This is a genomic window from Kitasatospora sp. NPDC050543, from assembly GCF_044457565.1.
Classification (GTDB): domain Bacteria; phylum Actinomycetota; class Actinomycetes; order Streptomycetales; family Streptomycetaceae; genus Kitasatospora.
Genome location: NZ_JBITGZ010000036.1, coordinates 1 through 13,288, shown reverse-complemented (window position 1 = coordinate 13,288; position 13,288 = coordinate 1). Strand labels below are relative to the sequence as shown.

Annotated in this window: 13 protein-coding genes, 1 tRNA gene and 1 pseudogene; 11 read left to right on the top strand and 4 right to left on the bottom strand. The window is 71.5% G+C overall.

The features are described 5' to 3' along the window. Positions 1-91: 91 nt before the first annotated feature. Positions 92-730, bottom strand: coding sequence for a hypothetical protein (locus tag ACIBH3_RS30415; protein WP_396315325.1), 639 nt, complete (start codon positions 728-730; stop codon positions 92-94). An 807-nt stretch (positions 731-1,537) separates the two neighbouring features. On the opposite strand from ACIBH3_RS30415, the gene ACIBH3_RS30410 reads away from it, so the two are divergent. After that, positions 1,538-2,023 carry a hypothetical protein gene (locus ACIBH3_RS30410; protein WP_396315324.1) on the top strand — a complete coding sequence of 162 codons (486 nt, stop codon included), beginning with the start codon at positions 1,538-1,540 and terminating at the stop codon, positions 2,021-2,023. Positions 2,024-2,072: 49 nt separating this feature from the next. Here ACIBH3_RS30410 and ACIBH3_RS30405 read toward each other — a convergent pair. After that, positions 2,073-2,985, bottom strand: a pseudogene (locus ACIBH3_RS30405) (IS3 family transposase). 182 nt (positions 2,986-3,167) lie between these two features. Between ACIBH3_RS30405 and ACIBH3_RS30400 the strand changes: the two are divergent. Continuing rightward, positions 3,168-3,365, top strand: coding sequence for a hypothetical protein (locus ACIBH3_RS30400; protein WP_396315323.1), 198 nt, complete (start codon positions 3,168-3,170; stop codon positions 3,363-3,365). 48 nt (positions 3,366-3,413) lie between these two features. On the opposite strand, the gene ACIBH3_RS30395 is transcribed toward ACIBH3_RS30400, so the two are convergent. Beyond that, positions 3,414-4,469, bottom strand: coding sequence for a cytochrome P450 (locus ACIBH3_RS30395; RefSeq protein WP_396315322.1), 1,056 nt, complete (start codon positions 4,467-4,469; stop codon positions 3,414-3,416). A 243-nt stretch (positions 4,470-4,712) separates the two neighbouring features. On the opposite strand from ACIBH3_RS30395, the gene ACIBH3_RS30390 reads away from it, so the two are divergent. The 7 genes from ACIBH3_RS30390 to ACIBH3_RS30360 all read left to right on the top strand — a co-directional run bounded on the left by ACIBH3_RS30390 (position 4,713) and on the right by ACIBH3_RS30360 (position 10,876). Continuing rightward, positions 4,713-5,756, top strand: coding sequence for a 3-oxoacyl-ACP synthase III family protein (locus tag ACIBH3_RS30390; RefSeq protein WP_396315321.1), 1,044 nt, complete (start codon positions 4,713-4,715; stop codon positions 5,754-5,756). 22 nt (positions 5,757-5,778) lie between these two features. Then, the gene (locus ACIBH3_RS30385; RefSeq protein WP_396315320.1) at positions 5,779-6,531 is read left to right on the top strand and encodes a glycosyltransferase family 2 protein; all 753 of its coding nucleotides are present in this window, start codon (positions 5,779-5,781) and stop codon (positions 6,529-6,531) included. Beyond that, positions 6,528-7,703: a cytochrome P450 gene (locus ACIBH3_RS30380; RefSeq protein ID WP_396315319.1), complete on the top strand. Its 1,176-nt coding sequence runs from the start codon at positions 6,528-6,530 to the stop codon at positions 7,701-7,703. Before ACIBH3_RS30385 ends, ACIBH3_RS30380 begins: the two co-directional genes overlap by 4 nt. Positions 7,704-7,756: 53 nt before the next feature. Further along, positions 7,757-9,397 carry a class I adenylate-forming enzyme family protein gene (locus ACIBH3_RS30375; protein WP_396315318.1) on the top strand — a complete coding sequence of 547 codons (1,641 nt, stop codon included), beginning with the start codon at positions 7,757-7,759 and terminating at the stop codon, positions 9,395-9,397. After that, complete coding sequence (locus ACIBH3_RS30370) at positions 9,394-10,356, top strand: NAD-dependent epimerase/dehydratase family protein (protein WP_396315317.1); 963 nt, start codon at positions 9,394-9,396, stop codon at positions 10,354-10,356. The genes ACIBH3_RS30375 and ACIBH3_RS30370 overlap by 4 nt, the downstream gene beginning before the upstream one ends. 55 nt (positions 10,357-10,411) lie before the next feature. Further along, positions 10,412-10,627 (top strand): hypothetical protein, encoded by a 216-nt coding sequence (locus tag ACIBH3_RS30365; RefSeq protein ID WP_396315316.1) that lies wholly within the window; start codon positions 10,412-10,414, stop codon positions 10,625-10,627. Between the two features lie 179 nt (positions 10,628-10,806). After that, positions 10,807-10,876: transfer RNA gene (locus tag ACIBH3_RS30360), tRNA-Gly, on the top strand. 276 nt (positions 10,877-11,152) lie between these two features. On the opposite strand, the gene ACIBH3_RS30355 is transcribed toward ACIBH3_RS30360, so the two are convergent. Then, on the bottom strand, positions 11,153-11,836 hold the full coding sequence (locus tag ACIBH3_RS30355; protein ID WP_396315315.1) for a rhomboid-like protein: 684 nt from the start codon (positions 11,834-11,836) through the stop codon (positions 11,153-11,155). A gap of 267 nt (positions 11,837-12,103) precedes the next feature. On the opposite strand from ACIBH3_RS30355, the gene ACIBH3_RS30350 reads away from it, so the two are divergent. Beyond that, on the top strand, positions 12,104-12,598 hold the full coding sequence (locus tag ACIBH3_RS30350; protein WP_396315314.1) for a helicase associated domain-containing protein: 495 nt from the start codon (positions 12,104-12,106) through the stop codon (positions 12,596-12,598). Then, entirely contained in the window at positions 12,523-13,176 is a 654-nt protein-coding gene (locus ACIBH3_RS30345) for an MFS transporter (protein WP_396315364.1), read from the top strand. Before ACIBH3_RS30350 ends, ACIBH3_RS30345 begins: the two co-directional genes overlap by 76 nt. Positions 13,177-13,288 lie beyond the last annotated feature (112 nt).

Here is a 13,288-nt window from a genome sequence, read left to right as displayed (position 1 = left end):
CGGGGTTGGGGTCGTGTCGGGCTCCCGGCCGCAGGGTGGCCGGCCGTGGCAGGCTGCTCACGCGGCCTCGGCGGACGGGAGCCCGGGACGGTCAGAGCCCGGTCGCCGGGCGGAGGATCACAGGCGGGATCCAGGGACGGAAGACCTTGAGACGGAAGTCCATCGTCACGTCGTCGACCAGGAAGGGCAGCTTGTTGGAGCTGTCCTCGACCGCGAGGAACGACAGGTTCACCTGCTGGTCCGACGAGGAGTAGAACGCGTCGGGGAGGGTCAGGGTGACCTTCTCGTAGGCGCCGCTCGAGTCCTTGTTGGTGCGACTGGTCAGCAGGTACGACTTGCCGTCCGGTGCGGTCGCCTCGACGTCCAGCTCACGGAAGCCCATGGTCGCCGGGGTCTGTGGGTCGATGCGCAGCCAGAAGCTGAGAACCGGCACGCGGTATGCGGGGACGGTCAGCTGCTGCGAGATGCGGTTCACACCGGTGATGCCGCGTCCGCCCAACTCGGCCTTCCAGGAGCCCGAGTGGGCGGGGTATACGGAGGAGGCGTTGATCAGCGGGATGCCGCCGAACGGGGTCGAGAACTGGTTCCAGCTCGAATTCCCGGCCTCGAAATCGGGGTTTGCGATGCCGGCCGGGGCTGCCTGTGCCGGCGTGGCGGCCAGCGTAACCAGGGCCGCCGCTATGACGAGGGCGGAGGCCGCACGACGCGTCCTCGAGAAACGGGGTCTCATGAGTCTCCTGCATAGGGTGTGCCGCGCCGGTCGCCCCGGCCCGAAGCAGGGTTCTCCCATCAGCGGGTGGGCGATCCGGAGATGCCGGTCTTCTGTCTGCCGGCCCGGGAAGAATCTATCGTCGGCCACCGACACCGCACGGGCCGGGGGTTTTGTTGTCCTCGGTGGCCAACTCCTGTACTGAACGGGCGAGTACGGAGGATCATCCACGGCGATACTTCGATGACGGAGGATCGTGGCCCCGCTGCCGGCGGAGGTCCCGTAACAAGGGCGAACCGGGCGGGACCACCGGTGGGAACACGGGGTGTGGTCAGACCGCGGACAAGGGGGTGGTGTGCAGTGCCGGCCGCAGGCGAGCGTCCGGGTGCCGGGCCGGCCACCGTGCCCGCACCGGCCTCCTGCTGACGGGAGGCCACCTCGACGACCACCACCTCGCTCGCTGCGCCAGACCCGGACGGCGGCGACCAATCCGCCGGCCGCCACCAGCCGGACCGGGTGGCGAAGGCCTCGCCCGGCCTGGACAAGCGGCCCGTGCCGCCTCCGTCGACACGGGCCGCTACCAGAAACGGACTTAACGCCCACTGACACCCCATCGGCCACGATTGCGGTCGAAGCCGCGACGCCGTCAATGCGGCGCCACCGGCTGGTCTCGGTGTCGACCGGATGGACGGAACCTGCCCTAATCGGGCCCGTGGTCAGCCGAATGACTAGGATTGTGGGTCGAGTTGACTGGATTCGGCTCTTCAACCCCAACCGTTCTGGGCATGAACCTGCCAATGACACATGCTTCTTCGGAAGGGGATCGGTATGAGCAGGTTTCTCGGCGGACGCTGGGCAGTTCGTGGGGTGGGCGTCATCGGCGCCGTCCTCCTGGCCATGACGGGGACGGTGGTGGGGGCGGCCGCCGTCCCTGCCGCAGCCGCGCCCGCGGGCCCGGTCGTGGGCGGCGGAATCAATCCGAGCGACTTCTCCGCGACGGACATCTTCATCCTGCAGATGGACGGAACCTCGGTCGAGTTCCTCCACGAGGTCAGCGGACTGGATGTCGCGAACCACAGGGTGACGCTGGTGCGTGCCGCGTTCCACAGCGCCGCGGTCGACCGGTGGATCGACGACGCGATCGCGGGGCGGGAGGGGCGCCTCAAGAGCATCACCGTCGGTGTCCCCGACTCCTCCGGCCGCATCGTCAAGCGGTACAACTTCGGAGGCGCGTTCGTGGAGCGCATCGACCTGCACCCCGGCTCGCAGGCGGACGCGCTCACCGTCAGGTACTTCACGCTGAACGTCGTTTAGACGAGTAGCTCCGACGTCGGTCTGAACCGCACCGGGTTGGTCGGAGACTCTACGTTGTGACTGTGACCAGGGGTTTCGTGGCTGTCAGGTAGTAGTTCGCTTCGTATTCGGCGGGCGGGGCGTGGCCCATCTCACCGTGGAGTCGGCGGTGGTTGTACCAGTCCACCCACTCGGCGGTGGCGAGTTCGACCTCGGAGAGCGTTCGCCAGGGCCGCTGGGGCTTGATCAGCTCGGTCTTGTAGAGGCCAATCGTCGATTCCATCAGTGCGTTGTCCAGCGCGTCGCCGACCGATCCGATGGATGCGGCGATGCCGGCTCGGTCCAGGTGCTCGGCGAGCACAAATGACGTGTATTGCGACCCCGCGTCCGAATGGTGCGTCAACTCGCCCGCCCGGGGCCGGGTGCCGGTGCGGCCGCACTGCCACAGCGCCATCTCCAGCGCGGCCAATACGAGTTCGGTGTGCTTCGTGGTGGCCGCGGACCAGCCGACGATGCGGCGGGAGAAGGTGTCCACGACGAACGCGGCGTAGACAGTGCCGGCCCAGGCCGCGACGTGGGTGAAGTCCGCGACCCAGGTCCGGTTCGGCGCTGGGGCCACAAAGTCTCGCTCGACCAGGTCGGGCGCCCGCGCGGCGGCTGGATCCGGGATCGTGGTGACGACCTTCCTGCCCCGCACCGCGCCGGTGATGCCCAGCTCGCGCATCAGCCGTTCCACGGTGCAACGGGCCACCTCGTGGCCCTGCCGGTTCAGCTCACTCCTCCGTCGTCGTCCCGGGTCGCTGCCCGGAATCAACCTGGTCCCGCCGAACCCACTGCCGCACGGTCTCGGCCGATCCGACGCCGAGCTTCGACGCGACCGCCTTCATCGCGGCCCACTCGGTGTCGTAGTCCGGACGGACCTCAGCGACCATGCGCACCGCGCGACGCCGCAGCTCAGCGGGGTAAGGGGAGGGACGTGCCATGACTCAATCCTCTCAGAGAATCGAGTCTCCATTCGAACCGGTGCGGTTCAAACCGACCAGATGATCATTTGTCAGACGCGGCCTGGCTCTGACCGCATACGTTCATTGGGTGAGGGCCGAGCTGGGCTGTGAGCTGCCGTGATCGCCAACGGTAGGGACGGTGTTCGGGCGGGGAGGTCGGCGTGGCGGAGATCGAGGCGCCAGGGCCTGAGCCGGAGTGGGAGACAGCTCCGGAATACCAGGGCGGAAAGGGAGATCCTGCGTTCCAGCAGAGCATGTGGGAGTTCGCCGCCGGTTCCTTCCAGATGGTGGCGGGGATGAAGCCGCTGGAGGCACTCGCGGCACGGCTACGGCTGACCGTCGAACGACCAGCTCCGTGAGGTCCGCCACCTCGCCCCGGACACCCTCAAACGGCAGCTCATGCCCCATCAGTCGAGCTCGACGACGAGCGAGGCGTAGGAAGGGATCATCACCTTCTGGGCGTAGCTGCGCGAGACGATGCGGTAAGGGCGCCCCGCCGCGCAGACCGCCGCGACCATCCGGGCGATCTCGGCCCGTGCGACGGGCGCGCCAAGGCACAGGTGCCGGCCGGCGCCGAACCAGAGCTGGCGCGAGCGCGGGTCGTACGGGCGTGCCAGGTCGAATCCGCCGGCCAGGTTGTCGGCCGCGTAGGTGACGAGGAGGATCCGCTCGTCCCTGCGCAGTCGGCGGCCGGCCAACGTGACGTCCGCGCTGACGTGCCGTCCGATCACCGGCGCGGGCGTGGTCACCCGGAGTCCCTCGCGGACCGCGTCGCCGATCAGCCCGTGGTCGGCGAGCAGCGGTTCCTGTTGCCCGGTGTCGTGGATCAGCGCGACCGTGCGGGCCATCGCGCTGGCGGCGGTCTCGGTGCCCGCGACGAGCAGCAGCGAGGCGAGGCCGCTGGCCTCCTCCAGCGTGATCCCGGCCTCGCGGCAGCGGCCGAGCAGGGTGTCAGGTTCGGCACTGGCGTACGCCGCCGGAACACCACTGGTCAGTGACTTGACGATTTGCTTCGCCGCTTCGATCCGCTCCGGCGGCAGCTCGGTCGAGGCGGCCGTGTCGAGTGCCAGCGCGGCCAGCCGCTCGCCTGCGGTGAAGGTCTCCAAGTACGTGGAGTCGGGGCTGTCCGGCGGGAGCTGAAGGCCGAGCAGGTCGGCCATCAGGCGGCCGACGACGAGCCGGGCGGCTGCGGCCACGTCGACCTGGTTCCCAGCGGCGAGACGCGCCGTGACGTCGGCGTAGACCGGCCCGGCGGCCCGTTCGACCAGGGCGGCGGAGTTCTCTTCGGTGAACAGGTCCCGGGCGCGCCGGCGCAGGTCCGCGTGGCCGGCGCCGTCAAAGAGCCGGGTGACGTACGGCCCGAGGATCTGCTCCCACAGGTGGCCCACGCCGCCCTCGCCGAGCAGGGTGAAATGTTCGTGGTCGTTGAGCACGGCCCGGATCAGGGTGGGTTCGCTCGCCACCCAGCCCAGCCTGGGCAACCGCCTGATCGGTCCGAAGGGCCGTGCCATGGTGATCCTGGTCAGCGTCCACAAGGCGGGCCGGCTGGCCCACAGCAGTCTGCTCTCGTGCCGTTCTGCCGTTGTCGCGCCCATCGCCGCCCCGCCCCCCACTGCTGCCTCGGATGTCCGTGCGAGGAACCGTACCGCGGCAGGCTGGGTCGGGATCATCGTATGATCAGGCGGCTCGGGGGAGGCTCGGGCACTGTGTCGGAGGGCAGTGGACAGTTGGTCGGGCAAGGCGGCGGGGCACGCGCGGTGATCGCCGCGGTGGCGGTGCACCTGCCGGAGGAATCGCTCACCTCGCGCGAGGTGGAGCAGCGGATCGCCGACAGCGGCCCCTACCGGCCGCGCCCCGGGCTGATCGAGACGGTCACCGGAATCGCCGTGCGGCACGTCGCCCCCGATGACTGGCAGGCCTCCGACCTAGCCGCGGCAGCCGCCCGGAAACTGTTGGCTAACGCCGGCCTCGACGCGCGGGACCTCGACCTGCTGATCTTCGCCAGCGCCTCGCAGGACATGGTTGAGCCCGCTACCGCGCACATCCTGGCTTCGAAGATCGGGGCGCGCTGCCCGGTGTTCGACGTGAAGAACGCCTGCAACAGCGTGCTCAACGCGATCCAGGTCGCCGAGGCGCTGATCGCTGGCCGGCAGTACCGCAGGGTCCTGCTCTGCACCGGGGAGCTGCCGTCGCGAGCGATCCGCTGGTCGGTTCGGGACCGGAGCCAGTTCGCCGAGTCGTTCCCCGGCTACACCTTGTCCGACAGTGGCGCGGCCGTGCTGCTGGAGGCGGGAGCGGCGCCGGACGGGATCTTCCACCGGGGCTTCACCGCGGACTCCTCGGCCTGGGAGGTCGGCACCCTGCCCGGCGGCGGCACCGCGTACCCGCGGGACCCGGAGGCGAGCTACTTCCGGATGGACGGCGCACGGCTGCACGCGGCCTTCGAGGCGCTCGGCCCCGAGCTGATCCACCAGGCGCTGGCCGAACACGGCCTGACCTGGGCGGACTTCGCGGTGGTGGCGGTGCACCAGGTGACCGTGCCACTGCTGGACGCCTTCCTGCGCAGGACCGGCCTGACCGCCGGGTCGCTGGTGCCGGTGCTGCCCGAGCACGGCAACCTCGCCTCGGCCTCGCTGCCGTTCCAACTCGCCCAGGCGTTGCAGCAGGGCCGCTGCGGGCCGGGCGACCGGGTGGCGCTGATCGGACTTGCCGGCGGGGTCTCGCTCGGCGTCGTCTTCGCGCAGCTGTGAGCTCGATTGTGAGGGAACACCAGTGACCGATCTGTGGGTGGTCGTGCCGGCCTACAACGAGGAGGTCTCGCTGCCGGCCACGCTGCGCGCGCTGGCGGAGCAGACCGACGCGGACTTCGAGTGCGTGGTGGTGGACAACACCTCGATCGACCTGACGGCCGAGGTGGTCCGGGAGTTCGCGGTCACCGCCGGCTTCCCGCTGCACCTGATCACCGAGGCGCGCAAGGGCACCGGCGCGGCGGCGGACACCGGGATGCGGTTCGCGATCGAGGGCGGCGCCCGGTACCTGGCCCGCACCGACGCCGACTGCCTTCCGGTGCCCGGCTGGACGGCAGCCGTCCGCGGCGGCCTGGCCGGCGGGCTGGAACTGGTCACCGGTCAACTACTGCCGCGCACCGACGAGTTCCGGCTCAAGCTCTGGGAGAGCCGGCTGCTGCCGGCGGTCGTCGCGCTGGCCGCTTGGTTCGGCAGGCTCCGGCCCGGCAACCGCGACCCACAGTACCTCGGCCCGTACCTGATGTGCCCCGGCTCGAATCTGGCCATCACCGCTGACCTCTACCAACGATGCGGCGGCTTCCCGCGCACCGCGATCGAGGAGGTGCACGAGGACCGCGCCCTGGTGAACCAGGTGCGCAAGCTAACCACCGCCTACGGGCAGGTCCCCGGCATGCGTGTCTACGGCTCGGTGCGGCGGCTGCGCGCGTTCGGTCTGCGCAACACGCTGGCCTGGTACGCAGACCACCGGTACCGGCCGGATGTGGTCGATATCCGATGAAGCGGCAGGAACACGTCTGGGAGCGACGGGTGCAGCTGGCCGCCCACCCGTTGGCGTACCCGTTCATCACGGCCGTGGCCCGGCGTGGTCCCGTCGTGCGGGTGCCGGGGGTCGGGGTGGTGGTCAGCGATCCGGAGCTGGCCCGGCAGGTGCTGCTCGACCACGAGAGGTTCCGCAAGGACGGCCCCGGGTCCTCGGGGGCGCTGTGGACGCCGGTTCTGGGGCCGGCCGTGCTGCTGAACATGGAGGGCGAGGAGCACCGGAGGCTGCGGGCCGCGCTGGCCGGCCTGTTCACCCGGGCCCAGGCCACGGAGCTGTGCACCCGGGTGCTCGGACCGGTGCTGCGCGAGGCCACCGGCCGGCTGGGCGCGGGCGGTGCGGTGGACCTGGTGGCGCTGACCAGGACGGCGGCCGGCACGGTGATCGGCGAGTTGCTGGGGGTAGCCGACACCGCGGGTGCGGAGGTGTTCGAGCGGGGCGAGCGGATCGTGCGGATGGTGGGGCTGCGGACCAGGGCACTGACCCCACGCCAGGTCACGAGGGCGAAGGCGGTGTTGGCCAGTCTGGTGGCGGCGGCGGGCGAGGCGTACGACCGGGCGGAGTCGGGCTCGATGATGGGGCGGCTGCGCGGCCACGGGCTTGACCGGGAGCAGGCGCTCGGGCTGGCGGCAGCGTTCCTGCTCACCGGGACGGAGACGGTGGCGACCACGGTGCCGCGGGTGTTCGCGCTCTGGCACGACTCCGGGCTGCTGCCTGCGCTGCGGGCGGACCTGGAAGAAGGCGGCGCGGCCTTTGATACGGCGATCGACGAGGCGATGCGGGTGATCACCCCGAGTCCGGCGATGCTGCGCCGGGCCGCGCAGCCGGGCCGACTGGGCGCGACGGCGGTGCGTGAGGGGGACCGGGTGGTCATCGCCACTGCGCGGTGCGACCTGGCTGCGGGGCCGTTCGACCGGGCGGCGGCATTGGGGCGGTGCCCGGCGCATGATCCCAAGCGCCTGTGGTTCGGGGCCGGGCCGCACTACTGCATCGGTGCGCCGCTCGCGCTGGCTGAGATACGGGTGCTGATGCAGGCGGTGCTGATGGCGGGGGCTGAGCGTATCGTGCGGCGACGGGTCAAGCGGCGGGTTCTGATACCGACTTACGCACGGCTGGTGGTGGAGGCCGGATGAGCGGCGGGTCCCCGGAGGTACGCGGACCAGGCAAGGCTGGAGATGACGGCCTCATGAGTGGCACGCAGGACCCCGCAGGCACTGGACTGGCCAGCCGGATCGCGCACCACGCGCGCCGGTCGCCCGGTGCGGTCGCCCTGCTTGACGCACACGGCACGCTCACCTACGCCGAGCTCGCTCAGCGGATCGCCGCTACCGCGAGCGGGCTGCGGGCCGTGGGCATGTCCGCCGGTGACACGGTGCTGTTCGCGGTCCGCCCCGGCCGGGACGCCCTGGTGCTCGGCCTGGCCGTCATGGCGGTCGGCGCCGCCGTGGTGGTGGCCGACCCGGGTGCGGGCGCGGAGCTCGACTCCGCGCGCGGACGGATCGTCACCGAGGGCCTCACCGCGCCGCGTTGGCTGGCCGCCGAGTCCTGGCTCTGCGCGCTCGCCGCCCGCAAGGCGGGACGCACACTGCTGCGCCGCCTCGGTCTGAACCTGCCCGCGCTCTGCGACCCGACCCTGCGCCTGGTCCACACCGGCCCGCGCCTCCCAGGCCTGCCCCCGAACACGCTCTCCGCCGCCACCTTGGCGCGTACCGCGTCCGCACCCGCGCGCGAGGCGCACTGGCCTGGTACCGGCAGGCCGCAGAAGCCACCCGCGCCCTCAACCCCGTCCCATGCGGGCACCGCCCCCGCGCCCGTGGGGGACCCGGACCGCCCGGCCCTGGTCGTGTTCACCTCTGGCACCACCGCCCGCCCCCGCGCGGTTGTGCACAGCCAGGCCACGCTTCTCGCCGGCGCCGACCTGCTCGGCGAAAGCCTGGGCCTGCCCGCCGCCCCCGGCCCGGTGGTCGTGCACTCCGAGCAGCTGATGATCGCCTTCGCTTTCCTCGCCGCCGGCGCCACCTGGTCGGCTGCGCCGCTTCCCGTGCGTCCGAAGCGGTTCCTGCGGGACCTGCGGCGTCGCCGGGCCAGCCACACCTTCGGCACCCCGGCCGCGCTGGCTCGCCTGCTCGCGGCCGGCCAACTCCCGGGCACCCTGGGCACGGTGCTGCTCGGCGCCGCTCCCGTGCCACCCCCGATTCTGCGCCGCCTGCAGAATGCGCTCCCTTCGGCCCGAATCGCCGTGGTCTACGGCGCGACCGAGATGCTGCCGATCGCCGTGACCGAGGCCGAGGAGAAGCTGGACCACGCACCCCACGGCGACCTGGCCGGCCACCCCCTGCCCGGAGTCACGGCACGCCTCAACGAAGAGGGCGAACTGCTGGTGCGCAGCTCCCACCTGGCCACCGGCTATCTCGGTGACGGACCGATCGGCGAGCTCAACACCGGTGACCGGGCCCGGATCGATGCCGAGGGCCGGATCGTGCTGCTCGGCCGGACCAAGGACATGCTGATCCGCGGCTCCTTCAACCTCTACCCGGGCCTGTACGAACCCGCGATAGCAGCTCTCCCGGGCGTCGCCGAGGCCGTCATCGTGGGCGTCCCCGACCCACTGACCGCCGACGAGGCGGTGGTGCTGACCGTGTGCCCGGACGGCTCGGTCCCGGAAGCGGAACTCCTCCGCTCCCTGCAACGCCAACTGCCCCGCGCGATCGATCACGCGGCACTGCCGGACCGGATCCACTGCCTCCCGGCGATCCCGCGACGGGGACGGACCGAGAAGCCCGATCGCGAGCAACTCCGCGCACTGGTCACGAAAGAGGCGCCGTGATCACCGTCGTCACCGGGGCCAGCGGCTTCGTCGGCAGTGCCCTGTGCCGCGCGGCACGGGCCGCCGGGCACCAGGTGCTGGCGTTGGGGCGCCGCCGCACCGTCCCCGCCGATCTGATCGGTGGCGCGCCCTACCTCGCCTGGGACTTGGCGGACCCCACGACCCGGCCGACCCTCCCGGCCCCGTTCGCCCGTCCTGACGCGGTGATCCACTGCGCGGGCCTGGCAACCGACTGGGCCCGCCCCGAGGCGTTCCACCGCGGCAACGTACTGACCACCAGGGGCGTGCTGGCGGCGTTTCCCGAGACGGCGCGTTTCGTACACCTATCGACCGCGAGCGTCTACGACCCGCGTCGGCCGACCGTCATGGCCCGGGAGAACGAGGCCGACACGGTCCGGCACACCGACGCCTACGGGCGCTCCAAGGCGCTGGCGGAGGCGTGGGTGCGCCGGGTCCGCCCCGACGCGGCAATCCTGCGACCGCACGCCGTCTACGGTCCCGGGGACACCACGCTGCTGCCGCGCGTCCTCCAGGCGGTGCGCCGAACTCCGTACGGGCCAAAGCTGTTCGCGATCGGCGATGGCCGGCAGCGGCTTAGCCTGACCAGCGTGGCGAACCTGGTCGACGCCTGCCTGCTCGCCGCCGAGGGTCGCTCCTCCGGCACGTTCAACATCACCGACCGGGAGCCGGTCGTGCTGGACGACGTGCTTCGCCAGGTCCTGACCGCCCACGACCTCCCGGCCACACTTGTCTACCTACCGCTTGCCGTCGCCCTCCCACTGGCCCGCACCGCCGAACTCCTGACCCGGACTGCCCGATCCGCCCGTCGGCCCCGCCTGACCGTCTACGCCGTCCGCCATCTGGCCCACGAACGCACCCTCGACCTCACGGCTGCCCGCACCCACCTGGACTACCAGCCGGCGCCGACGGACCTGAGGCCTGCCCTGCGCGGGGTCTGACGCAGACTGTCCGCAGGGCACGGGCCCCGAGGCGGGCTGCCTCCGGCCCCCGGCGGTGCTGCACCTCGCCGCCCAACTCCGGCGCATCGTCGACAACGCCGAGTCCAGAGCCGCCGTCGCCGCAGCGCTGGCCGAGGCCGGCGACCAGCGTGACCGAAGCCTCGCCGGGCAGGAAGACCAGCTCGCGGCGGACGGTCAGCCAGGTCGCGCCGGTGGTGGTCTCGACGATGCGGATCAGCAGCAGGGCGAGCCATCAGAGGAAGAACGTTGATCCGCCCCTGGGTCCTGTTCTCGTGGCGCGCTGATTGGCAACTGGCCAGGCCGCCCCAGAGCTGTCTCCGCCCGAGCCGCCCTTCTTCGTGCCGCCCGCAGTGCCAGACGATGCAACTGGCAGCACACCTGACTTTGGATCAGAGAGTTCGGGATTCGAATCTTCGTCCGGCAGCCCCAGGGTGAGTTGGCCGACTGGTAAGCCAGCGGCTTGCCAAGCCGTCGTCGGGTTCACACCCGCTCGCATTCGATCCGCACACTCTTCGCGCAGCACACAGCAGTGCTCGGAGGAGTCAGCCGACAGGCGGCGTCGGCCTCTTCCTTGAAGACCTTGGGCGCGCGAGCACTCGTTTGGGTTCGAGCCCCACCTACTCCGCCAAGGAGGGGTTCGGCGGCGGGCGCCGATGGCTGGTGGGGCTGAACAGCGGTCAGCGGGCGGACCAGACAGCCAGCCGTCGAGCTGGGGCTCACTCCCGTCCCCGCTTCCTGAGGAACGCGGCGCCGCGGTGTCCGGGCGACGGTCGGATCACCGGCCGCGCCGCCGAAGGGTGACAGCTGCCGTGCCGGCCGCGAGTCCGATTGCGGCGGAGAGGATGTGCCCGACGGTGGTGAAGTCCGGCAGCAGGCCGTACCAGTGGGCCAGCGTCAGCGGATAGAGCACGGCGGCAGCGACCCACCAGGGCCGCAGCCGCAGCGGCAGCAGCGGGGTGACGGCGGCGATGGCGGAGATCGACGCGTAGCTGACCCCGTAGTCGAGCGCGTGCCTGACCTCGGCGGGGTACGTTCCCGCGTCGACCGCCGCTGCCACGACCACCGCGGTGAGCAGGGTGGCGCCGAGGTGTCCCGACACGGCCGCCGCCAGCGCCCGTAGCGTCCCGATCCGCCACTCCAGCAGGCCGAGGCAGATGGCCAGGCCCAGGCCCACGACCAGCAGGTGGTCCAGCCATGTGCCGTCGGCCTCCACGAACGGGCTGGTGGCCAGGCAGCGCAGCGGATGGCGGGCGAGGTTGTCCGGGTTGGTGCTGATCGCCTCCAGCACCCGCTGCGAGGTCTCCTCGGCCAGCATGCCCTTGACCACGGCCGTGCCCGCCCCCAGCAGCAGAAGCCAGCCGAGGGTCGCCGGAGTACGGCGCGGCAGCTGGGCCAGCGTTTGCAGGGCCAGGCTCGACCTGGCGTCCGGTGCCAGGTCCTGGCCGAACTGATGGCGCATGGTGCGGATCTCTCCTGAACGGTGAATGCTGCGCGGACGGATGGCCGACCGCGTCTGCCGGCCGGCCCGCGGTGATCTTCGCGCACGCGTGTAACGTCTCTGTAAGTCCTGGCCTGCCGCGCCCCGCGACAGGCGACCGCTGGGCGCCCGCCCCAGCACGACCTGCTGGGGCCTGACACCCGTAGACCGTCTCCCACTCGCCATACCAGGTGGGCACGTCCCGCCACGGCGGTCGGCGACGACACCACCACCACCGACCCGGCCAAGGTGACCGACGCCGGGGAGGCGGTGAAGGCCGAGGCCGACGACGAGATCGAAGCGTCCAGCTTCTGCACGATCTGGCGTGTCCTGCGGGCCCTGGCTGCCCACGACGCCCGGGTGGTGGGCCGGATCACCGAGCTGCGCACCAGGCGGTTGGGGGAGAAGGAGGACATCACCGAGTCGGAGGCCGGCGAGGACTCCGGCGAGGCTGGTGACGCCGAGCAGCCGGCGCCGGAGTCGCCGGTGGAGTGGCTGCGGATCAACGCCCGCAAGCACGCCGCGCGGATCCTCCAGACCGTGAAGCTGCGGGCGTTCAACCCGCGCGCCACCGAGTGGCAGCGCATGCACCAGCTGGCAGCCGCGTTCCGCGCCCGGCACGGCCACCTCGACGCCTCCGACAAGAGCGAGCACGGCGACCTGGTGAGCTGGCTCGACCGGCAGCGCTACCTCAAGGGCGCCGGCCTGCTCGCCCCGGTCCGCGTGAACTCGCTGGACTGGTGATCGTCACCCTGGTCTTCGGCGCACAGATCTCCACGCTCTTCCTGCTCGTGCAGTATCTCCACCAGGTCCTCGCCTTCAGCCCCCTGGTCGCCGGCCTGGCGTTCCTGCCGATGACCCTGGCCATCCTCGCCCTGTCCCGCATCACCCCCCGGCTGGTCGGACGCTTCGGACAACGACCGCTCCTGCTCATCGGCGCCCTCGGCCTGACCGGCAGCTTCGTCTGGCTCGCCAACCTCGACACCACCAGCAGCTACTTCCCGGCCGTCTTCGCCCCTCTGCTGCTGAACGGCATCTGCGCCGGACGGGTCTTCATGCCCGCGGCGTCCCTGATCGTTGGCGGAGTCGCACCCGAGCACGCCGGATCCGCGTCCGGACTGCTCCAGACCACCCAGCAGCTCGGCGGCGCGATCGGACTCGCCGTGGTTGTCTCGGTCAAGGCCGCGGGCGCCGTGCCCGGCGCGTTCGTTCCCGGCACACACGCGGCGTTCCTGACCACCGCAGCCTTCACCCTGGCCGCGTTCATCGCCACCGTGCTGGGTCTGCGCCCCATCCGGAAGAGGGCCTCCCGGAACGCCTGACACAACCGGACCGCCTGTGACAGTGGTCCAAGGCCTGGATCCGTCGGCCGCCTGCGAGAGCGCCGCACCGCCGCGGCGCTCTCGCAGGCGGCCAGAACGTCGATCCTCTGAC

What these genes read in the sequence shown, in the direction of transcription:
- ACIBH3_RS30415 (WP_396315325.1), bottom strand. Translation starts at nt 730, where the DNA reads ATGAGACCCCGTTTCTCGAGGACGCGTCGTGCGGCCTCCGCCCTCGTC.
- ACIBH3_RS30410 (WP_396315324.1), top strand. Translation starts at nt 1,538, where the DNA reads ATGAGCAGGTTTCTCGGCGGACGCTGGGCAGTTCGTGGGGTGGGCGTC.
- ACIBH3_RS30380 (WP_396315319.1), top strand. Translation starts at nt 6,528, where the DNA reads ATGAAGCGGCAGGAACACGTCTGGGAGCGACGGGTGCAGCTGGCCGCC.
- ACIBH3_RS30375 (WP_396315318.1), top strand. Translation starts at nt 7,757, where the DNA reads ATGAGTGGCACGCAGGACCCCGCAGGCACTGGACTGGCCAGCCGGATC.
- ACIBH3_RS30355 (WP_396315315.1), bottom strand. Translation starts at nt 11,836, where the DNA reads ATGCGCCATCAGTTCGGCCAGGACCTGGCACCGGACGCCAGGTCGAGC.